The sequence below is a fragment of the Streptomyces montanus genome (genome assembly GCF_005786655.1).
GTDB lineage: Bacteria > Actinomycetota > Actinomycetes > Streptomycetales > Streptomycetaceae > Streptomyces > Streptomyces sporangiiformans.
On record NZ_VBZC01000005.1, the window covers coordinates 99,411 to 118,867 of the forward strand.

Sequence of the window (19,457 nt, forward strand, 5' to 3'; positions counted from 1 at the left end):
GGTTGCGCTGATGGTCAGCTCGCCCGCAGTCGGCTGACGGCGATGCCCGCTGCCGCGGCGCCGCACGCCAGCGCCGTGACCAGATGGGCCACGTGGTAGCCGGCCGGCGTGTCCGAGGCCGCCGTGCTCGCCGCGACCAGGGCCGCGACACCCACGCTCGCGCCGATCTGCTGGGCGGTGACGTTCACCGCTCCGGCCACGCTGTGCCGCTCCGGTGCCACGCCGGACAGCGCGGCCGCCGTCATCGTGGGGAAGGTGAGGCCCGTACCGACGCCCATGACGAGCAATCCTGGCAGCATGGTCAGCCCGTACGAACTGTGCTCCGTCGTCGTCATCCACAGCGCACTGCCCGCGCCGAGCAGCACAAGGCCGGTCACCAGGAGCGGCTTGTGACTCCATCGGCCCAGCAGTCGGCCGGTGAAGAAGTTGACGGTGACGAAGACCGCGAGCGACAGCGGCAGTACGGCGAAGCCGGATGCCACGGCTGAGTAGCCGAGCATGTCCTGGAAGTACAACGGCGCGAAGAAACTGGAGCCCCCTGCTGCCCGTCGCCCGGCAGATCGTCGAAGCGTGGGAGGGTGCGCTACGCGCCGTGACTCGGACCGCGGCGGCGCAGCAGAAGGCTCTGACGGTGGGGTTCCAGACCCGCATCGGCCGCGGCCTGATCCCGACCACCACGGCCCGCCTTCAGGAGGTGCTGCCCGACTGGCGGCTGCACTTCCGACAGGTGTCGTGGGAGGACCCGACCGCCGGGCCGGCCGGCGGGGAAACGGATGTCTCCATCGCCTGGCTGCCCGTGCCGGACAGCGGGCTGTCCTGGAAGGTGGTCAGCGAGGAGGAACGATGGGTGGCCCTGCCGGTCGGCCACCGGCTCGCGCGGCTTGATGTCGTGCCGTTCGCAGACCTCGCCGGTGAGCCGTTCATCGCGCTGCCGCTCTCGGCCGGGCCATTGCGGGACTTCTGGCCGGCGACGGCCGAGCGGACGCGTCCCGCCCGGATCGCCGCCGAGGCAGAGACGGCGGAGGAGACGTTCGAGGCAGTGGCGTCAGGCCTGGGGGTGGTGCTGGTCGCGGCCGGCAACGCGAGCATCTACGAACGGGAGGACGTCGCGTTCCGCCCGGTGACCGGCCCCTCGCCCAGCCGCCTCGCCGTTGTCTGGCGGACGGCGGACGAGCGCAAGGCCGTACGGGTCTTCGTGGAGGCCTGTGTCCGATGCCTGTGCGACGGGGCACCGACATGAAGTCCGTGATCAGTGGGGCCCGCCCTCCCCCGCGCTCAGCAGCGTTGTTACGGTTCGACGATGTCTGACTCCTCACGCGATACGGCCGGGGGCGCCGGCTGGGACGCCGAAGAACGCGGCAGCTACAAGGAATTGATGCCACGTCAGGTCGAGAAACTCTACTGGCTCAATCCGAAGACGATCTGGCCCGCCCGCAACGGCGTACTGGCCTCATGGTTCGGGGACCCCACCGGCCGGACCCGCAACCGCTGGGTGGAGCAGCAGACAGCGGCCGGCGCGCCCCCCGACAAAGTGATGCGGCGCGATGACGGGGATCGTTTCTCCTTCATGGTCATCGGCGACACCGGCGAAGGGGACGAACCCCAATACGCAGTGGTCCCCGGCTTTCTGAAGGCGAGTGAGGGAACCGACTTCTCCGTTCTCGCCAGTGATGTCATCTACCCGGTGGGCAGCACCGACGACTACGGCACGAAGTTCCACCGGCCGTACAAGGACTACCAGGCCCCCATCTACGCGATACCCGGCAACCACGACTGGTACGAGGACCTCCACGGTTTCATGCGCGTCTTCTGCGACGCGCCGCCCCTCGCGCCCGAGGCCACCCCGGCCACCCCTCGACGGTCGGTGCGCGAGCGGCTCCGCTCCCTGCTGTGGCACAAGCCGCGCGCAACCGACGAGCAACGCCTCGCCGAGGCTCGACAGTTGCGCTCCTCCCCCGCCCAACAGGCCCTCCAGCCGGGCCCGTACTGGGCCATCGACTCCGGCCCGGTGCGCATCATCGGCATCGACACCGGCCTGCAGGGAACCATCGACACGGAGCAGGGCCGATGGCTCCAAGAGGTGTCCAAGGGGCCCCTTCCGAAGGTCCTCATCACCGGCTCGCCCCTGTACGTGGACGGCGAACACCACCCCTGCGCCATCGACGGCGGTGGCACGGTCGACGACATCGTCCGCGACCCCGAACACCACTACATAGCAGCGATTGGCGGTGACATTCACAACTACCAGCGCTACCCGGTGCCGGTGAACGGCCGCACCATCCAATACGTGGTCTCCGGCGGGGGCGGGGCCTTCATGCACGCCACCCACACCATCCCCCGTATCGGCCTCGGCCATGTCACCGAGGAGGACTTCCGCTGCTACCCGCTGCGTGGCGACTCCCTCGCCTTCTACAGCAGGCTCTACGGTCGCCGTCTGCGCATGCGCCGCCTGTTCACCCTCACCGAGGCCCAGGCAACTGCCGTCATCGCGAAGCGACTTGGCATAAAGCCGACCCGCTCCCAGGGCCAGCCGGCCCGGGTCACGCTGCGCACGCGCTTGGTGGCCGGCCTGCTGGGCGCGGGCGGCCGACCCGACCGCACGGCGCGGTTCCGTCTGCCCGTACGCAAGGTGTACACCCAGCTCTTCTCCCCCGGTTCCGCCACGTACAGCCCGCCCTTCTTCAAGAGCTTCCTGCGCCTGGACGTCACCCCGGAATCGGTCCGGCTGCGCTGCTTCGCCGCCACCGGCAACCGAAAGCAAGAGCTTCACCCGCCCGTCGAGGACGACGTCACGATCCCGCTGTCCTGAGGTCGCGGCCACCGCGGGAGTTCACCCGACACTCAATTGACGACGTCACTCGAAAGAAACATCCCGAACAACCAGCGCTTCGCAGACGTACCATCTCTACGCCGGGACACCCGCAGCAGGTGCGACCCGCCACAACTCACCAGACAGCAGCGGGAAGCAATCTTCCGCACCGTCGGCAGCACCGCAGGTCCTTCACCCGCGGTAAGGAAACGAGAAAGGTCGGCACCATGCCTGAAAGCACCATCCCCGCCACCGAACTGACATCGCAGTACATTGCCCAGGTGGCCAGCGACCTCGAACGCAACGCCAAGGAACAGGAACGCCTCAGTGCGGAAATCACCGCGCTGCAGGAACAACTACTCGCACTGCAACATGACCACACGGTGCTGCAGACCATGCAACAGGCGCTGGGCGGCGCCGCAGGCGCACCCACTCAGCCCGCTCCCCAAGATGCCGCGGCGCCCACTGTGCCCCGGCAGAAAGCCTCCACTGAGCCGGCCGCCGGCAAGCGCACCCCGACGAAGAAGACCGCTGCCCCACAGGGCGGCAAGACGGCCAAGAAGACAGCGACCAAGAAGTCAGCCGCCAAGACGGCGACGTCAAAGGCAGTGACTCCCAAGGCGGCAAACTCCAAAGCAGCGACCTCAAAGACTGCGACCCCCAAGGCAGCAAACTCCAAAGCAACGACCTCAAAGACTGCGACCCCCAAGGCAGCATCCTCGAAGGCTGAGGCTCCCAAGAAGTCCGCATCCAAGGCCGAGGCACCGAAGACGGCGCAGCCCACGCTCGTCGAGCTGATCCGTCGTCACCTCACTGAGCAGAGCGAACCGCGTTCCGCTGCCGAAATCGCCACCGCGCTCGGCCAGGCCCAGCCCGACCGCAGTATCAAGACCACCGTCGTGCGCACCTCGCTCGAAGGACTTGTGGCCAAGAGCCAGGCCCAGCGCACCAAGCAGGGCTCATCCGTCTTCTACACCGCCCCGGAGGCATCGGACGCCCCGAAGCCGACGGCATCGTCCCAGACGGAGACGCAGCCCGAGAAGGCCGGGAAAGCCGAGCAGACCAAGCAGGCCGACAGCTGAGGCTCTGAGCGGCAGAACCGTACGTGCTGTGCGGTGCCGGTGACCACGATCACCGGCACTGCCTGTCACGCGTTGGGGTCGAAGGTGATACCGGCCGGCTTGGCAGTTGCGAGGTGGGAGTTGAAATTCCCGTCCTTGAGGCCGAAGTTGGCACTGCCGAAGTCGGCCTGGCTGAGCTTGTCGCGCAGACCCGCGGGGTAACCGTTCCAGCCCACCAGCGCGGGGAACTGCCAGGTTCCCTTGTGGTTCTCCGGCGGCTCGTCTCCCGCGTTCGCGGGTCGGAAGGCGTGGGTGCTCGCGCCGTCCTTGTGGTAGACGATCTTGGGGTGCGTCCCGTCCCAGCGGATCTGGTCACGGCTGTAGGTGGTGAAGCCTCCGTGGGCCGAAGTGGAGACGTACTTGGCCTCGTTGTTCTGCACCCACAGCACGACATGCTCCCAGTCGTGCCGGTGGCCGCCGAGACCGCTGCCGGCCACGGCCTGGTCCTTCTCGAAGTACAGGCCGTACATGATGGCGCACCAGCCGTTGTTGCACTTGTAGCGGGCGTATCCGTTGGTGTTGTCGAGGTCCCAGGAGTCGCGGCACTGGCCGTTGAGGGCACCGCCCGGCTTGAGGCCGCCGTTCAGAGTCCCGTCAGGGCCGATGGCAGGTGTCGGGTAACAGCCGTCCGTGTCGTAGTCGTACGCCGGCTGGTACGTCTGCTCCAGCCCTTCCGCGTTGGCGGGCAAGGCCGTTGGCGGGTCCGCGAGAGCACTGCCCGGGAAGGCGATGACGAGCGCCACGGCGCTGCCGAGGGTGAGGGATGCTCTGCGGATACGCGAACTCGTCTTCAATGCGTCCTCCTGGTCGACCGCGGTGTGGGGCACACGGCAAGCAAGATTGACATGCCCAGATCAGCATCCCTGAATCTTGTTGACACACCGAGGTCCACTGAAGGGTGCGGTGATGAAGGGTCAACCAACAGACAGAAAAGGAGACTTGCGAAATCACGGACGGTTTGCGCTCAGCAGCGACGCGTCGGCCAATGTATTTCGTTCGCCACCGCCAGGGCGCCCACGGTTCCCGCCGTCGTCTTCTGCACCACCGTGCGTCCGGCCAAGTCGGCCGATCTGATCAGGCCCGGTGAGTTCACCGCATCGAAACCGGCTGCCGGAGCTCCGTCCTTCAAGGCCGGCCATCCCGGGTGCTGTTCCTTCAACTCCAGGGCTCCATGCTCGGAGGCCGGCAGGACAATCCGCTCGGCATCGCGAAGGGCGATCGTCAGCCGGCACCGTCGAGGACCTCGCGCACCTTGCGCGCGAAGGCCTCAGGCTGCCCGGCATAGCCGAACTCGCCGTCGAGGAAGCCGCCGTGGTGGCTCGGGAACACCGTCGCCTGCTGACCGAGCAGCTTGGCTGTCGTCGGCGAGGTGCGTCCGGTGAAGGTGTCCAGGGACTCCTCACCCACTGCGATCACGATCCGCGTCGGCGCCGCGGCAAGGGCGTGGGCGTGGGGCTGGTGGCTACTGACCGCCCAAGACCGGTCGGACAGCAGCGGATCGTCACGGGAGCCGTCGTCCTCGGCAGGCGCCTTCTCCTCGTACGCAGCCCGGACGCCGGCCCGGACGCGCTCGGTAGCCCGGGCGTCGGGGAGCACGGGAATGAGCGGCGGCTCGTGCGCCACCAGGGTGGTCACGTCATCGGGGTACGCCGCCACGAGGGCGAGCGCGGTCCCCGCACCGCCGCTGCTCGCGAACATCTCGACAGGCGCCCTTGGCGGCCTGTTTGTCCCCGGCTGGGGGGGGCGAACACCCGTGGCCGGGCTGAGCGTTCTCCGCCGGGTGGGGCATCAACGAGACATGGTCATACCTTGCCGCCGAAGAAAACCTGCACCTCCTGGATGAGTCCGTCCGGGACGGTGATCGCCTCGACATTGCGGTGCCTGTCGCCCGTGGTGAGCTCGTACTCGTAATGGACGAAGACGAGTTCCTCGTCTGCGGGGGTGACGTGCAGCAACTGCCGCATGGTTGAGCATCCTGCGGTCATCCAGCCGCTTGCGGCCATGCATCATTCGGGGCCACAGGTCCTAAGCCCGGTGTAGGAGCGCTTCTCGGTCCCTGGTCCGATGGTGGCACATCAGGGAGCGGTTAGCGTCAGGTGGCATGAACATCGACGGCACGCTCGACGAGGCTTACGAACGGCTGCATCGGACGGGACCGGAGTTCGAAGGCTGGTTGAGCAATCACGGTCCCATGGCGGTGGAATCCATGGTCAGACGCGGACACGCGCGACAGGTCCACCGCTGGTTGGACCGCTACACGCGCCGACTGGACGATCGGCCACGCGGTACCTCGCCCCTCACCGCCGACGGATGGCGTCCGGCGCTTGGGGACCCCCAACGTCTCGGTGACTGGCTTGTGTTCTTCGAACGCGAGGTGACCGAACAGCCCTGGCGGGCGGTGCTGGAAACGTGGTGGCCACGGCTTCTGCCCGGCATCGCGGCCGGCGCCACCCACGGGGTGATCCGTACTGGCCATGCGGTCCACGCCCTCCTGGACCACGAGGACGGGCCACGCTTGGCTGAGCTCGGCCAAGCCCTCGGTTACTGGGCGGCGCGCTGGCAGCGCGTCCCCTTCGCTCCCCCCTCCGGAACCGCCGACCCGGCATCCGCTCTCGCCGATGTTCCGCGCGTGCCCGACCAGACCGCGGGCATCAACCACCGGCTCGACCAGCTCACCAGCCTGACAAGCTGGCCAACCGCGCTGGCCGCGCTGAGACCCGCCACAGACGCCGGGCAGGCCCGGAAGCTGCTGACCGATCTGACGACTGCTGCCGGCGTGCACTACCTCCCGAACGCGCACGGCTCGCCCGTCATGCTGGTTCACGCCGTGACCGCGCCCATGGCCGTCCTGCGCACCCTGCCCGCACTCCCCAGCACCCAGTGGGTCATGAGCCTGCACGCGGCCTGGGCGGCCGGCGCGGCCGTGACTGCGGCCTACGCTCCTGCCGCACCTACACCTCGGCACAGCCTCCCGTCCGCCCCCGAGTCGGCGGACGAGGTGTTCGACCTTGCCGTCCGTCACCAGGACGAACACGTCATCAAGCTTGCTGACACCTGCCTCGACATTCACCAACACACGGGTCGCCCCGACGCGCTTGCCGCAGTGATCCGTGCGACCGAGCTGATCGACGAGTTTTGACGACACACGCCGCGGTCGGGCGGAGGCGCAGCGTTCCGCCTCTGCCGACACCTCGATGAACCGCCGTTGTGGACAGCGCCGTTCACCAGGCTGAGCCCACGTCAGTTCGGCAAGCTGATCACCGCATTCACACGCAGTGCTCAGCCTGCTGCGCTGGTGACCTGGCCTGGTGTGCGGCAACGACCATGACGATGACGGACGTCAGGGCGATGCCGGCGCCGACGAAGAGCGGCGCGGTGTAGCCGAGACCCGCGGTGATGGCCAGGCCCCCGAGCCAGGCGCCAAGGGCGTTGCCGATGTTGGACGCGGACACGTTGGCGCTGGCGGCCAACGCCGCCCCGTCGGCGAAGTCGGTGACGCGAGTGATCATGCCGGGCACGCTGGCGAACCCGGACAGCCCCATCAGAAACACCAGTATCACCGACGCGGTGGCGCTGCCGGCCAGCAGACCGAACACGGCCAGGGTGACGGTGAGTCCGAGCAGGGCGAGGACCAGGGCGCGGTCACGGTCACGGTCGGCCGCTCGCCCGCCGATCAGGTTCCCGACGACCAGGCCGACGCCGTACACCATCAGCAACCAGGCGACATCCGCCGAGGAGAAGCCGCCGACCTCGGTGAACGTGTAGGCGATGTAGCTGAACGCACCGAACATCCCGCCGTAGCTGAGCGCGGTGGCCGTCAGAGTCAACCAGACCTGCCAGGACCGGAACGCACGGAACTGCGCCCGCAAGCCGTCGGCCGGTATCGGATCGGAGCGGCCCGCCACTTTCGGCGGCCGCGTCTCTCCCGCCCCGCCGGGGACGAGGGTGACGATTCCCGCCAGCGCGAACACGCCGATCGCGGTGACCGCCCAGAAAGCCGCCCTCCAGCCCCAACGCTCACCGACCAGCGCACCGAACGGCACGCCCAGCACGTTCGCGAGCGTCAGCCCGGCGAACATGACCGCCACCGCGCGGGACTTCTTCTCCGGCGCGACCAGACTGCGAGCGACCAGCGAGCCGATGCCGAAGAACGAACCGTGGCATAACGCCGCGACGATCCGTCCGAGCAGCATCACCGGATAGCTCGGCGCGAGAGCGGACAACAGGTTGCCGATGACGAACAACGCCACCAGGCCGACCAGGATCCCCTTGCGGGGCAGCCGCGCCGTCGCCGCGGTCAGCGCGATCGCACCGATCGCGACGCTCAACGCGTACCCGGAGATCAGCCAGCCGGCGGTCGCCTCGGACACCGCGAAACTTGACGCCACCTGCGGCAGCAGCCCGGCGATCAGGAACTCGGTCAGACCGATGCCGAAGCCGCCGAGTGCCAGCGCGATGAGTCCACTCGGCATGCGTCGCTCTCCGATCGACCGCCCAACGAGGCACGGGGGTAAGGGACTTCCCGCCGCGGCGTGTGGATCGCCCGGATCCCGAACCGCACACGCGCGGCCCGATGCCGAACCGCTCAGCGCCGAGCCACCACTATGCCATTGGGCGTAGGGAGTTCGTACGGGTGTCCGTCGCCTTGCGATGCCCACGCGCCCAACTCCTCCCGTTCGGCCGGGATGGTGCTCACCTCGGGTGAGCGAACGCGGGCCTTGGCCGTCATCAGTCGGCGGGCTTCTCCCAGACCGAGACGTGCCGTCGGCTCTCGCTGGTGAACGGTGCCCGGGTCCACGTCTCCCACCGGTCGCGCAGCCGCAGCCCCGCGAGCCGAGCCATCAGATCCAGCTCGGCCGGCCACACGTACCGGAACGGGATGGACCAGTGCTCGGCGCGCCCGTCGACGATCGTGACGTAGTTCGAACTCATTGCCTGATTGACGACGTCGTACGTGTCGAAGGCCCACTGTGTCGGGCTGATGTGGAACGGTACGGCGCTCTGCCCCGGCGGCAGCCGACGTAGTTCCGGAACGGTCACTTCGACGACGAAACAGCCGCCGGGTCGCAGATGGTCGGCGGCATTGCGGAAGCAGTCCACCTGAGCGTCCTGTGTCGTCAGATTGTTGATCGTGTTGAAGACGAGGTAGGCGACGGCGAACGAGCCCGGCACCCGCGTCGTCGCGAAATCGCCGATCGTCACGCCGATGGTGTCGCCGCCGGGCTTGGCGCGCAGTCGGGACACCATGGCCCGGGACATGTCGATGCCGTGCACCGGGACCTCGCGACCTGCCAGCGGCAGAGCGATCCGTCCGGTGCCGATGCCGAATTCGAGCGCCCGGCCGTCGCCGGCCAGCTCCGCCAGGACGTCCACCGCCGGGTCCACCATGTCCGGGCTGAACATGTCCGCCGACGACTCGTCATAGCTCGCCGCTACGTTCTCTCCGAAGTAACCGTCCTCATCATGCATCCCGGGACCGTACCGGTCGCGGACCGGTCGGCGCCCGCGGTTTTCCGCTCACGGCCGACCGGCGGCCCCACCTGGATGCGCAACGGCAAACGAGCCGGACACTCAGGGCAGCGGTTCGGCGGAGGGGAACAGGGGGGACTGGTAACCGCCGCTGGCCAGCATCCGCACCTCCCCCGCCGGGCTGATTTCGGCACGGAGGATCCCGGTGGAGTCGCAGTACACGGGGTTGTCACCCGGGCCGAGGGTGTCGGTCCGTTCGACGACCACCTCGTCCGTCACGACGCCGGTACCCGATCGCCGATGGGTGAAGGTCAGCCGATAGCGGTCCGGGGTTTGCGTCTGCATAGCGACCTCCCGCGCTTGGGACCCAAATCCGAGTAGGTGGTCCTTTCTCCCATAATGTGCCCAGATGGTCCCATCCGAAGCGCGGCACCGCTGTCGTGGCTGTCGCGCTCGGTCAGCCATGGCGCTTCAGCCGCCGCATGACATCGCTGCCGCCACATGACGTTTCAGCCGCCACACACAGTCACAAGCAGCAGGTCGGCTCGGGGAACCCCTCCCTCGCGGAGAGTCCACGACCATCCAGGGCCGGGGCCGCACGGCCGGGACGGCTTCTTTCACAGTGCGTGACATCCCTCGCCTCCTGGCACCGGGCAGTGTAGACATGGGCACATGGTCCGACTCTTGGGTCGATCCTGGGCTGAGTCGACCCCCTCTCCCAACGGCCTGCGCACACGGCGCAGGCCCGACAGCGCTCGCCGATCGCACAACGGCCCGCGAGATGAGCAGCGGGCACGGCGCGGACCGTACAGACGGCGCGAACGGGGGCCGGACGACGGCGGGCCTCGGTGGGCGCCGGCCGCAGCCCTGCGGTCGGCGCTCAGCGGGCGGAGCGTGGCCGGCCAGGTGTTCGTTCTGCAAGTGGTGATCGTGCTGCTACTCGTCGTGGCCGCGGTGGTGGCGCTGGTGCTGCAGGTGCGCCACGACAGCGCGCAGGAGGCCCGCAATCGTTCGCTCGCCGTCGCCGAAACGTTCGCCAACGCTCCGGGCACCCGCGAGGCCCTGCGCGGTTCCGATCCCACGGCTGTGCTCCAGCCGCGCGCCGAAGCCGCGCGCGAGCAGTCCGAGGTGGACTTCATCGTCGTCATGAACACCGACGGGATCCGCTACACCCACCCCAAACCGGACAGGATCGGGAAGCGGTTCGTCGGGAACATCGAACCCGCGCTGGCGGGCCGCTCCATCACGGAGGAGATCGAGGGAACCATCGGGCCGCTGGTGCAGGCCGTGGTTCCGATCAAGGCGCCCGACGGCTCGGTCGTCGGCCTGGTGTCGGCCGGCATCACGACCGCCAATGTGGGCGGCGTCGCGGACCGGCAGCTGCCACTGCTCCTGGGCGCCGCGGCGGCGGCACTCGCCCTGGCCACAGCCGGGACGGCACTCGTGAGCAGACGGCTGCTGCGCCAGACCGGTGGACTGGGGCCGTACGAGATGACGCGGATGTACGAGCACCATGACGCGGTGCTGCACGCCGTCCGGGAGGGAGTGATCATCGTCAGCGGGGAGGGGCGGATGCTGCTCGCCAACGACGAGGCGCACCGGCTGCTCGACCTGCCCGACGACGTCGACGGCCGGCATGTCCTCGACCTCGGCCTCGACTCGGACACCGCCGAACTGATGGCGTCGGGACGTGTCGCCACGGACGAGGTGCACCTGGTCGGCGACCGGCTGCTGGCGATCAACCAACGGCCCACGGACCGCCAGGGTGGCCCGCCGGGCAGCGTCGCGACGCTGCGTGACTCGACCGAGCTGCGTGCCTTGTCCGGCAGGGCCGAGGTGGCACGAGAGCGCCTCAAGCTGCTGTACGACGCCGGAGTCGGCCTCGGCACGAGCCTGGACGTCACCCGCACCGCCGAGGCACTGGCGGAGGTGGCCGTCCCGCGGTTCGCGGACTTCGTCACCGTCGATCTGGTCGACGCGGTTCTCGGCGGGGAGGAGCCGGACACGGCTACTGATCTTCGTCGCACGGCGTTCAGCGGGATCCGGAACGACGCCCCCCTCTTTCCCGTCGGCGAGCAGATCAGCTTTGTCCCCTCCTCGCCTCAGGCCCGCAGCCTCAGCACCGGCAAGGCCGTCGTCGAGCCCGACCTCACAGACGCCCCCGGGTGGCTGGCGCAGGATCTCGATCGCTCCGCGCAGGTGCTGGAGTACGGAATCCATTCGCTGATCACCGTCCCCCTGCGCGTGGGAGGCCTGGTGATGGGCGTGGCCAATTTCTGGCGGTCCCAGAAGCCGGAGCCCTTCGACACGGAGGAGGTGGCCCTGGCCGAGGAACTGGTCGCCCGGGCGGCGGTCTCCATGGACAACGCGCGCCGCTACACGCGCGAGCACGCCATGGCCGAGACGCTGCAGCGCAGCCTCCTGCCGCGCAACCTGCCCGAGCAGAGCGCCCTGGATGTGGCCTACCGCTATCTGCCCGCGCAGGCGGGGGTGGGCGGTGACTGGTTCGACGTGCTGCCGCTGCCCGGCGCACGCGTCGCCCTCGTGGTGGGCGACGTCGTCGGCCACGGTCTGCACGCCGCGGCCACCATGGGGCGGCTGCGTACGGCAGTGCACAACTTCTCGGCTCTGGACCTGCCGCCGGACGAGCTCCTCGGTCTCCTCGACGAGTTGGTCGCCCGCATAGACCAGGACGAGGCGGCTGAGGCCGGCCGTGCCCCCGTCACGGGCGCCACCTGCCTGTACGCGATCTACGACCCCTCCACCCGGCGCTGCACCGTCGCCCGTGCCGGACACCCTCAGCCGGCGCTGGTGGGCCCCGACGGCCGCGTGGAGTTCCCCGAGGTGCCCCCGGGGCCGCCGCTCGGGCTGGGGGGCCTGCCGTTCGAGACGGCCGACCTCGAACTGGCCGAGGACAGCCGGCTCGTCCTGTTCACGGACGGACTCGTCGAGGACCGGGAACGGGACATCGACGCCGGGCTCGAGCAGCTGCGCACCGCCCTGGCCGGGGCCGACAGGTCGCCGGAGGACACCTGCCGGGCGGTTCTCGACGCCATGCTTCCGGCCCGGCAGAGCGACGACATCGCCCTGATCGTCGCCCGCACACGTGCGCTCGGAGCCGACCGGATCGCCGACTGGCAGGTGCCGTCCGACCCGGCCGCCGTCGCCGAGGTGCGCTCCTCGGTCGCCCGGCAGCTGGCGGAGTGGGGACTGGACGAGATGGCGTTCACCACGGAGCTAGTGCTCAGCGAGCTGGTCACCAACGCGATCCGTTACAGCAGTGGCCCCATACGCGTCCGCCTCGTCCGCGACCGCAGCCTGATCTGCGAGGTCTTCGACAACAGCAGCACCTCACCCCACCTGCGCTACGCGGCCACCACCGACGAGGGCGGACGCGGCCTCTTCCTCGTCGCTCAGATCGCGGAACGCTGGGGCACCCGCTACACCCTCTCCGGCAAGATCATCTGGGCGGAACAGGCCCTGCCGTGAGTGACCCTGCTGTGCGGCGCGACGCGTCCACAGCAGGCGACGGCAGTACGGCAACAGAGCTCTCAACCCGTACGGCACCTTCCGCCTGGACATGGACAAGCGCCTGGACCTGGGGCCAGCTGCTGCCCTGCCCCCTCCCTCGAACCCCGGCGGACGCCGACCGGTCGGCCACGGAGACGCGATGAGGCGACGTCATCGCCCAGCTCCCAGAGCTGCCTGGCTGACCTGAGGCCGGCCAGTGTCCAAGGGGACGCGGCCAACGTTCACCTGGCGGCCGCGTCCGGGCCAGGGGCCCGAGGCGATCGAGGCGTAGCCGCGCTCCAGTGCCCGCGCGTGCTCGGGCTCGCACTTGACCGTGATGATCTGTTCCTCCGGGTCGTCGGTGACGATCAGGAACACCTTGTCCGCGACCTTGTACACGTCGAGTCCGGGGGTGAAGGGGCGGCCGTGGCTGACGTCGGGGAGGGCGAGGGCCGCCTTGCGGGCGGTGTCCTGGAGGCGCTCACCGGCCGTGCTCACCGGGCCGCCCGCGTGCTGGTGCCGTAGGTGTGCGGGTCGACGGGCTGCTCGGCCTTGGGCAGGTGGGAGACGACGAGCAGGTAGGAGTCGGTGACGAGTTCCCTGACGAGCTTCTTGTCGACGCCTGTCCCGCCCTCCAGCGTGATCCAGTGTTTCTTGTTCATGTGGTAGCCGGGGGTGATGTGGCTGTTGTGTTGCCGGAGAGCTTGGGCCTCGCCGGGGTCCGCCTTGAGGATCACGACGGGGCGCCCGGGGACCTCGGTCATCAGCATGAACACCTTGCCGCGTACCTTGAAGACCTCCCAGTCCGGGCCGAAGGGATGCTCCAGCTGGGCTCCGGGAAGTTCCTCCGCGCACTCGGCGGCGAACGTCTGCAGGGTCGATCCGTTCATGAGTGTTTCCTTCCTGGGGTCTAGCAGGGATAGGCCCGAGGCGTCCTCGTCAGGCCGCCGGGCGGCGAGAATGGGACGCGGGCCTGTCACCGGTGCTGTGCGGTGCGCAGCTCGTCGGTGAAACGGGCGAGGGCCTCCTCGGCCGTGGGGACGGGGCCGAACAGCTGCTCCTGGCGGCGGGGGTCGGCGACGTAGCGTCCGGTCTCGAACCAGCGGAACATCGCGGCCATGTCCTTGATCAGGGGCATGAAGCGGCCGGCGACGGCTCCTGCGGCGCGGGCGACGGCGGACGGCACGGCCCACACCTTGATCTTCTTTCCGGCCCGGCTGCCCATCACGTCGGCCACCTCTCGCATGCTGACCGGACGGTCCCAACCGATGTCGATCCGCTCACCGGCCTCGGCGTCGGCGTCGACCGCGGCTGCCAGGTACGCCGCGAGATCGGAGGTGTGGACGAAGGTCAGCGGGACGGCGGCCTTGCCGATCCACAACATGCGGCCCTTGTCGACCGGGTCGCCCGCCATGCTCGCGACCTGGTCGAGGAACGCCCCCGGGCGCAGGGCGACGAACGGCACGCCGAGCTGTTCGAGCTTGTCCTCGGCGAGCTTCTTGTGCCAGAAGTGCGGGACATCGGGCGTCTGGTCGCTGGTGAGGATGCTGGTCAGGACGAACCGCCGGATGCCGGTGCGGTGGGCGGCCTCGGCGAGGTTGGCGTTGCCGATGGTGTCGATGTCGTTGGCGTTCTTGCCGCCGCGGGTGTAGCCGGCGGCGGTGGTGATGACGGCGTCGGCGCCGTTCATGGCGGCCACGAGCGAGTCGACGTTGAGCATGTCGCCGCGGGCGATCTGAACGCCCCGGCTTTCGAGCCGGCTGGCGTCGCTGGCCGGCCTCACCAGGGCGCGGACGCTCTTGCCACGCTCGAGGAGTTCGTCGACGACCTTGCTCCCCAGGGAGCCGGTCGCCCCGACGACGAGGACCGGGAGGGTGGTTGAGTCGGTGGCAGGCATGGGGGTTTCACTTTCCGTCAGGTCATCAGCGAGGGGCTTGGTGGGCGGGGCAGGGGTGGCTGCAGACATAGGCGCCTGCGTGCCGGGCGGGCCACTGGAGGCGGGCCGTGGGGGCGGATCCGCAGTGCGCCTGGCCGCCGGAACGTGCCGCGTCCGAAGGCAGCCGGGACGGGGCGGGTGATATGGCCGACCTGGCGGTGGTCGCACCGCATGCGGGACGGTGTGCACCCCCGTCCGCGTGCCCCTTTTCACGTGTGGTGTGGCGTACGCGGGCATGGGGAGCACACCGGGGAGTCACGCGGACTCTTCTTCCGGCAGCGCGCGGCTGCTGATCGCCTCAGTGATGGCGTACGCGGTCTCGACGAAGGACTCCGCCTGCTGCTCCGACAGATTCCGGGCGGAGGTCTCCTCCAGGGCCTGCCACAGGGCCGCGATGGGCTCGCGCATCGCCCGGCCCTTGTCGGTGAGGTGGACCACCATGACGCGCCGGTCATGTGCGGCCGGCTCGCGGATGACCAGGCCGGCGTCTTGCATGCGGCGTAGCGCCTTGGAGATGGTGGAGTGGTCCACGCCGAGGCATTCGAGCAGCTCGGACTGGGACTGGCCGTCCTGGTCAAGAAGGTGCATCAGCAGCAGTTCCTGTCCGGGATGCAGGTCCATCTCGCGCAGCAGGGTGGCGGCGTAGGCGCGGTGGGCGCGGGCGAGTTGGAAGATCGCGTAGCTCATCGGTCCTGCGCCGGCCGTCGTGGGGATGCGGGGTTCGGGGTTGGGCATGGTTCGGTTCCTCAGCCGGTGTGGGTGGGGTAGTCGGTGTAGCCGGCCACTCCGCCGCCGTAGAAGGTCGCCGGGTCGGGGGTGTTCAGCGGCGCGCCGGCGCGGAGCCGCTCGACCAGGTCGGGGTTGGCGAGCGCGAGGGCGCCGACGGAGACGAGGTCGGCCGTGCCATTGTCGATGTCCTTGGCGCGGGCGGGCAGGTCGGTGCCGCCCCGGTTGAGGATCAGCGTGGTCGGCCACAGCGCGCGCAGGGTGCCCAGCAGCTCCTCGTCGCCCGCGTGCATCACGTGGAGGTAGGCCAGGTCCAGGGGGCGCAGGGTGTCCAGGAGCGCCGGATACAGCTCGGCGGTGTCGGACTCGGCGATGTCGTTGTAGGGGTTTGCGGGGGAGATACGGATGCCGGTGCGCTCGGCGCCGATCTCGTCGGCCACCGCGGCGGCGACCTCGACGGCGAAGCGGATGCGGCCCTCGATCGAGCCGCCGTAGCCATCGGTGCGCCGGTTGGTGTTGTCGGACAGGAACTGGTGCACCAGGTAGCCGTTGGCGCCGTGGATCTCCACGCCGTCGGCGCCTGCCGCGACGGCGGCCGCTGCGGCGCGGCGGAAGTCGTCGACGGTCGCCGCGACCTCCTGCGTCGACAGAGCACGGGGGGTCGGCATCTCCTGGGGCCCGGACGCGGTGAACATCGCGCCCTGCGGCCGGATTGCCGAAGGGGCGACCGGCCGGCGGCCGTGGGGGGTGTTGTCGGGGTGGGCGATGCGTCCGGTGTGCATCAGCTGGATGACGATCCGGCCGTCGGCCGCGTGCACGGCGTCGGTGACCTTGCGCCACCCGGCGATCTGCTCGTCATTGTGGATGCCGGGGGTCAGGAGGTAGCCCTGGCCGTCGGCGGAGGGCTGGGTTCCCTCGGTGATGACGAGCGCGTGCGAGGCCCGCTGGGCGTAGTACTCGGCGTTCAGCTCGGTCGGTACGCCTTCAGGTGTGGAGCGGTCACGGGTCATGGGGGCCATGACCAGGCGATGCGGCAGAGATATGCCGCCAAGAGTGGTCGGCGTCCACAGGGAATCCAGCATGAGGGGTCCTTCGATATGGCGGTGACCGACTGGTCACCGTAAAGGCAGCGGGTGGTCGTGGGGAGGCGGTGGGCGGGCGTGCTCAGTCGACGGTCAGGACGAGCTTGCCCCGCACGTGCCCGGCGTCGCTGACCTGCTGGGCCGTGGCCGCCTGGTCGAGCGGGTAGGCGGTGACAGTGGTGACGAGCTTGCCGGCCGCGGCGTCCTGGGCCAGGGCGGCCAAGCGGGCGGTCGAGCGTTCCTGGGACCCCTGGGAGAAGGTGATGCCCAGCTGCCGTGCACCGAAGTCGGCGATGGTGACGATGCGTTCGGTGCCGCCCCGCAGGGTGATGGAGTCCTCCAGGGCTCCCTTCCCGGCCAGGTCGAACACCGCGTCCACGCCGTCGGGGGCCAGCGCCTGCACCCGCTCGACCAGGCCCTCGCCGTACACGGTCGCGGTGGCGCCGAGCGAGGCGAGGTAGTCCTGGTTGGAGGGGCCCGCGGTGGCGATCACGTGTGCTCCGCGGGCCGTGGCGAGCTGGACCGCCAAGGTTCCCACCGCTCCGGACGCGCCGTGCATCAGCACGGTCTCCCCTGCGGCCACCTCCAGCAGGTTCAGGACCCGCTCGGCCGTCTCGCCGGCCACCGGCAGCGCGACCGCGTGCCGCCAGTCGAGGCCGGCGGGCTTGGGGGCCACGGTGGTGGCCAGCGCGTACTGGGCGTACGAGCCGGTGTCCGACCAGCCCAGCACCTCATCGCCGACCTGCACGTCGCTCACGCCCTCACCCAGGGCGTCCACCACACCGGCGAGCTCGCCACCGGGGACGGCGGGGAAGGTCGTCGGGCGGACAGCCTCCATCATCCCGGCGCGGATCTTGCCGTCCAGCGCGTTCAGCCCGGCGGCCTTCACGCGGACCCGGACCTGGCCGGGGCCGGGCTGCGGGACCTCGATGTCCGCCTCGTGCAGCACGTCCGGGCCGCCAAACTGGTCGAAAACGATTGCTTTCATGATGACTCCATTCCCTTTGGCCACCAAAAGTGTGGCTGGCCACATAACCAACGTAACAGCAATCATGTGGCTAGCCAAGTATTCGGAGACGCGGGGGCTTGCAGCGACGTGAACTTCCGCTGACCTGCTGCCGGTTCCCGCCTGACGCACTGCGTCCGGCGGGAACCACCGTCAGCTCCCCAGCCCCGGGCCGACCACGTCCGGTCGAGGGCCACCTGCCACAATCCAGACAGCATCGGGATACGGCAGAGCATGCCGCGAACGCTGGAGGAGTCCTGTGCCGCCGAACTCAAGGCCCTTGCGGAAGCTGGGCTTCCTCACCATCGGGCTCTTCGACGAGGCGGCGCCCCGGCGGGGCCATGAGTCGACGCTCGAGATCATCGAACTGGGTGAGCAGCTGGGTTTCGACAGCGCGTGGATACGCCACCGGCATCTCCAGTACGGCATCTCCTCCCCCGTCGCCGTCCTGGCAGCGGCCTCGCAGCGGACCAGCCGCATCGAACTCGGTACGGCGGTCATTCCCCTGGGATGGGAGAACCCGCTCCGGCTGGCCGAAGACCTTGCGACGGTCGACATCCTGTCCGGAGGCCGCCTCAATCCGGGTGTCAGCGTCGGCCCGCCGATGCACTACGACGAGGTCAAAGACGCCCTCTACCCGGACACCGCCGACCGTGAGGACTTCGGCTACGAGCGCGTGCGACGCCTGTTGGACTTCGTGCGCGGCGAACCGGCCACCGACTTCCGCGGTACCGAGGGCTTCGAGGTGTTCTCGGATCTCGTCCAGCCCCACGCCCCGGGACTGGGCCGCCGCATGTGGTACGGCGGCGGCAGCCTCCGTTCGGCGCGGTGGGCCGGCGAGCACGCGATGAACTTCCTGACCAGCAGCGTGGTCAAAGCCGAGGAGTCCGAGGACTTCGCCGAGATCCAGCTTTCACATGTACGGGCATTCCGCGCACACCACCCGGACGGCGACGCCGCCCGCGTCTCCCAGGGCCTCGTCGTCATCCCCACCGACACCGCGTCGCCGGGGCAACGCGCGAAGTACGAGGAATACGCCCGCAAGCGGATGCCGCGCACGACCACACCACAGGGGCCGGCCCGCATGATGTTCGCGCCCGACCTCGTCGGCACCTCCGAAGAGATCGCCGAACTGCTCTCCTCCCACGCCGCTTTCCGGGAGATCGACGAGGTCGCGTTCGCGCTGCCCTTCACCTTCGCCCACGACGACTACGTTCAGATCCTCACCGACATCGCCACGAAACTCGGTCCCGCTCTGGGCTGGCAAGCGGCCCTCTGAACCCCCGGCGCCCCGCTGGTCGACCTGACGGACTCAGTCCTGGACCGACTGCCCACGTGCGACGCCCCGTGCCCACAGCACGAGGGGGATCTGCAGAGGCAGACGGCCGAACGCCGCGGCCTTGAGCGCGGTGGGACGATGCCGCCAGTCCACCGCCATCTGCACGTTCGCCGGGAACACCCCGACGAAGAACGCCGCCGTGGCGTGTGCCGCGGCGCGTCGTGTGCGGGGCAGGGCCACCCCTGCCGCCAGGGCGAGTTCGGCGGCGCCGCTGACGTAGGTCCACATTCGGGGCGACCCCGGCAGGATGCGCGGAATCGTCGCGTCGTACGGCTTCGGTGCGACGAAATGCGTGACGCCCGCGACGGCGAGGAGACCGGCGAGTGCGAGCGGGGAGCGGCGGGAAGTGGTCATCGTTGCCTCCGTGGTCGTCAAGGCGGCACACGTTACTGGACGGTAAGTGTTCTTGTATGCCGCCCGAACGACCGTCGGGCCGCCCCCCCCCCCCAGGGGAGGCGG

18 protein-coding genes and 3 pseudogenes are annotated in these 19,457 nt (G+C 69.5%); 6 read left to right on the top strand and 15 right to left on the bottom strand.

What is annotated here, in order from left to right:
- Positions 1-14 precede the first annotated feature (14 nt).
- A pseudogene (locus tag FE633_RS05645) lies at positions 15-530 on the bottom strand (MFS transporter); the annotation flags it as partial.
- A gap of 62 nt (positions 531-592) precedes the next feature.
- On the opposite strand from FE633_RS05645, the gene FE633_RS05650 reads away from it, so the two are divergent.
- The 3 genes from FE633_RS05650 (at position 593) to FE633_RS05660 (ending at position 3,891) form a co-directional block, all read left to right on the top strand.
- Positions 593-1,240 carry a LysR family substrate-binding domain-containing protein gene (locus tag FE633_RS05650; protein ID WP_212747162.1) on the top strand — a complete coding sequence of 216 codons (648 nt, stop codon included), beginning with the start codon at positions 593-595 and terminating at the stop codon, positions 1,238-1,240.
- Between the two features lie 60 nt (positions 1,241-1,300).
- Entirely contained in the window at positions 1,301-2,809 is a 1,509-nt protein-coding gene (locus FE633_RS05655; RefSeq protein ID WP_138043967.1) for a metallophosphoesterase family protein, read from the top strand.
- Between the two features lie 227 nt (positions 2,810-3,036).
- On the top strand, positions 3,037-3,891 hold the full coding sequence (locus FE633_RS05660; protein WP_138043968.1) for a hypothetical protein: 855 nt from the start codon (positions 3,037-3,039) through the stop codon (positions 3,889-3,891).
- Positions 3,892-3,956: 65 nt separating this feature from the next.
- Here FE633_RS05660 and FE633_RS05665 read toward each other — a convergent pair whose 3' ends face one another.
- The 4 genes and pseudogenes from FE633_RS05665 to FE633_RS05680 all read right to left on the bottom strand — a co-directional run bounded on the left by FE633_RS05665 (position 3,957) and on the right by FE633_RS05680 (position 5,894).
- Positions 3,957-4,724 carry an NPP1 family protein gene (locus FE633_RS05665; protein WP_138044107.1) on the bottom strand — a complete coding sequence of 256 codons (768 nt, stop codon included), beginning with the start codon at positions 4,722-4,724 and terminating at the stop codon, positions 3,957-3,959.
- 206 nt (positions 4,725-4,930) lie between these two features.
- Positions 4,931-5,140, bottom strand: a pseudogene (locus FE633_RS05670) (2-phosphosulfolactate phosphatase); the annotation flags it as partial.
- Positions 5,141-5,151: 11 nt separating this feature from the next.
- Positions 5,152-5,637, bottom strand: a pseudogene (locus FE633_RS05675) (alpha/beta fold hydrolase); the annotation flags it as partial.
- Between the two features lie 95 nt (positions 5,638-5,732).
- On the bottom strand, positions 5,733-5,894 hold the full coding sequence (locus FE633_RS05680) for a hypothetical protein (protein WP_171059807.1): 162 nt from the start codon (positions 5,892-5,894) through the stop codon (positions 5,733-5,735).
- Between the two features lie 137 nt (positions 5,895-6,031).
- On the opposite strand from FE633_RS05680, the gene FE633_RS05685 reads away from it, so the two are divergent.
- Positions 6,032-7,069: a questin oxidase family protein gene (locus FE633_RS05685; RefSeq protein WP_138043970.1), complete on the top strand. Its 1,038-nt coding sequence runs from the start codon at positions 6,032-6,034 to the stop codon at positions 7,067-7,069.
- A gap of 127 nt (positions 7,070-7,196) precedes the next feature.
- Here FE633_RS05685 and FE633_RS05690 read toward each other — a convergent pair whose 3' ends face one another.
- From FE633_RS05690 to FE633_RS05700, 3 genes are all read right to left on the bottom strand, one after another.
- Complete coding sequence (locus tag FE633_RS05690; RefSeq protein WP_138043971.1) at positions 7,197-8,402, bottom strand: MFS transporter; 1,206 nt, start codon at positions 8,400-8,402, stop codon at positions 7,197-7,199.
- Between the two features lie 256 nt (positions 8,403-8,658).
- Positions 8,659-9,399: a class I SAM-dependent DNA methyltransferase gene (locus FE633_RS05695; protein ID WP_138043972.1), complete on the bottom strand. Its 741-nt coding sequence runs from the start codon at positions 9,397-9,399 to the stop codon at positions 8,659-8,661.
- A 102-nt stretch (positions 9,400-9,501) separates the two neighbouring features.
- On the bottom strand, positions 9,502-9,744 hold the full coding sequence (locus FE633_RS05700) for a DUF6296 family protein (RefSeq protein WP_119103277.1): 243 nt from the start codon (positions 9,742-9,744) through the stop codon (positions 9,502-9,504).
- A gap of 327 nt (positions 9,745-10,071) precedes the next feature.
- Between FE633_RS05700 and FE633_RS05705 the strand changes: the two genes are divergently transcribed.
- A complete protein-coding gene (locus tag FE633_RS05705; protein WP_171059815.1) occupies positions 10,072-12,888 on the top strand; it encodes a SpoIIE family protein phosphatase in 2,817 nt (938 codons plus the stop codon).
- A 192-nt stretch (positions 12,889-13,080) separates the two neighbouring features.
- Here FE633_RS05705 and FE633_RS05710 read toward each other — a convergent pair whose 3' ends face one another.
- The 6 genes from FE633_RS05710 to FE633_RS05735 all read right to left on the bottom strand — a co-directional run bounded on the left by FE633_RS05710 (position 13,081) and on the right by FE633_RS05735 (position 17,641).
- Positions 13,081-13,407, bottom strand: a complete 327-nt coding sequence (locus FE633_RS05710; RefSeq protein WP_138043973.1) for an MmcQ/YjbR family DNA-binding protein — start codon at positions 13,405-13,407, stop codon at positions 13,081-13,083.
- Entirely contained in the window at positions 13,404-13,799 is a 396-nt protein-coding gene (locus FE633_RS05715) for an MmcQ/YjbR family DNA-binding protein (protein WP_138043974.1), read from the bottom strand. The genes FE633_RS05710 and FE633_RS05715 overlap by 4 nt, the downstream gene beginning before the upstream one ends.
- 86 nt (positions 13,800-13,885) lie before the next feature.
- Positions 13,886-14,806, bottom strand: coding sequence for an SDR family oxidoreductase (locus FE633_RS05720; protein WP_138043975.1), 921 nt, complete (start codon positions 14,804-14,806; stop codon positions 13,886-13,888).
- Positions 14,807-15,100: 294 nt separating this feature from the next.
- Entirely contained in the window at positions 15,101-15,580 is a 480-nt protein-coding gene (locus tag FE633_RS05725; protein ID WP_138043976.1) for a MarR family winged helix-turn-helix transcriptional regulator, read from the bottom strand.
- Between the two features lie 11 nt (positions 15,581-15,591).
- Positions 15,592-16,653 carry an alkene reductase gene (locus FE633_RS05730; protein ID WP_138043977.1) on the bottom strand — a complete coding sequence of 354 codons (1,062 nt, stop codon included), beginning with the start codon at positions 16,651-16,653 and terminating at the stop codon, positions 15,592-15,594.
- 82 nt (positions 16,654-16,735) lie between these two features.
- On the bottom strand, positions 16,736-17,641 hold the full coding sequence (locus tag FE633_RS05735) for an NADP-dependent oxidoreductase (protein WP_138043978.1): 906 nt from the start codon (positions 17,639-17,641) through the stop codon (positions 16,736-16,738).
- Between the two features lie 277 nt (positions 17,642-17,918).
- Between FE633_RS05735 and FE633_RS05740 the strand changes: the two genes are divergently transcribed.
- Positions 17,919-18,938: an LLM class flavin-dependent oxidoreductase gene (locus FE633_RS05740; RefSeq protein WP_138043979.1), complete on the top strand. Its 1,020-nt coding sequence runs from the start codon at positions 17,919-17,921 to the stop codon at positions 18,936-18,938.
- A gap of 33 nt (positions 18,939-18,971) precedes the next feature.
- On the opposite strand, the gene FE633_RS05745 is transcribed toward FE633_RS05740, so the two are convergent.
- Entirely contained in the window at positions 18,972-19,352 is a 381-nt protein-coding gene (locus tag FE633_RS05745; RefSeq protein WP_138043980.1) for a DoxX family protein, read from the bottom strand.
- Positions 19,353-19,457 lie beyond the last annotated feature (105 nt).

Bases quoted from the DNA above. Each gene is read 5' to 3' on its own strand.
- FE633_RS05720 (WP_138043975.1), bottom strand. From the start codon at position 14,806: ATGCCTGCCACCGACTCAACCACCCTCCCGGTCCTCGTCGTCGGGGCG.
- FE633_RS05690 (WP_138043971.1), bottom strand. From the start codon at position 8,402: ATGCCGAGTGGACTCATCGCGCTGGCACTCGGCGGCTTCGGCATCGGT.
- FE633_RS05735 (WP_138043978.1), bottom strand. From the start codon at position 17,641: ATGAAAGCAATCGTTTTCGACCAGTTTGGCGGCCCGGACGTGCTGCAC.
- FE633_RS05655 (WP_138043967.1), top strand. From the start codon at position 1,301: ATGTCTGACTCCTCACGCGATACGGCCGGGGGCGCCGGCTGGGACGCC.
- FE633_RS05660 (WP_138043968.1), top strand. From the start codon at position 3,037: ATGCCTGAAAGCACCATCCCCGCCACCGAACTGACATCGCAGTACATT.
- FE633_RS05700 (WP_119103277.1), bottom strand. From the start codon at position 9,744: ATGCAGACGCAAACCCCGGACCGCTATCGGCTGACCTTCACCCATCGG.
- FE633_RS05680 (WP_171059807.1), bottom strand. From the start codon at position 5,894: ATGCGGCAGTTGCTGCACGTCACCCCCGCAGACGAGGAACTCGTCTTC.
- FE633_RS05685 (WP_138043970.1), top strand. From the start codon at position 6,032: ATGAACATCGACGGCACGCTCGACGAGGCTTACGAACGGCTGCATCGG.
- FE633_RS05715 (WP_138043974.1), bottom strand. From the start codon at position 13,799: ATGAACGGATCGACCCTGCAGACGTTCGCCGCCGAGTGCGCGGAGGAA.
- FE633_RS05725 (WP_138043976.1), bottom strand. From the start codon at position 15,580: ATGCCCAACCCCGAACCCCGCATCCCCACGACGGCCGGCGCAGGACCG.
- FE633_RS05705 (WP_171059815.1), top strand. From the start codon at position 10,072: ATGGTCCGACTCTTGGGTCGATCCTGGGCTGAGTCGACCCCCTCTCCC.
- FE633_RS05695 (WP_138043972.1), bottom strand. From the start codon at position 9,399: ATGCATGATGAGGACGGTTACTTCGGAGAGAACGTAGCGGCGAGCTAT.
- FE633_RS05745 (WP_138043980.1), bottom strand. From the start codon at position 19,352: ATGACCACTTCCCGCCGCTCCCCGCTCGCACTCGCCGGTCTCCTCGCC.
- FE633_RS05730 (WP_138043977.1), bottom strand. From the start codon at position 16,653: ATGCTGGATTCCCTGTGGACGCCGACCACTCTTGGCGGCATATCTCTG.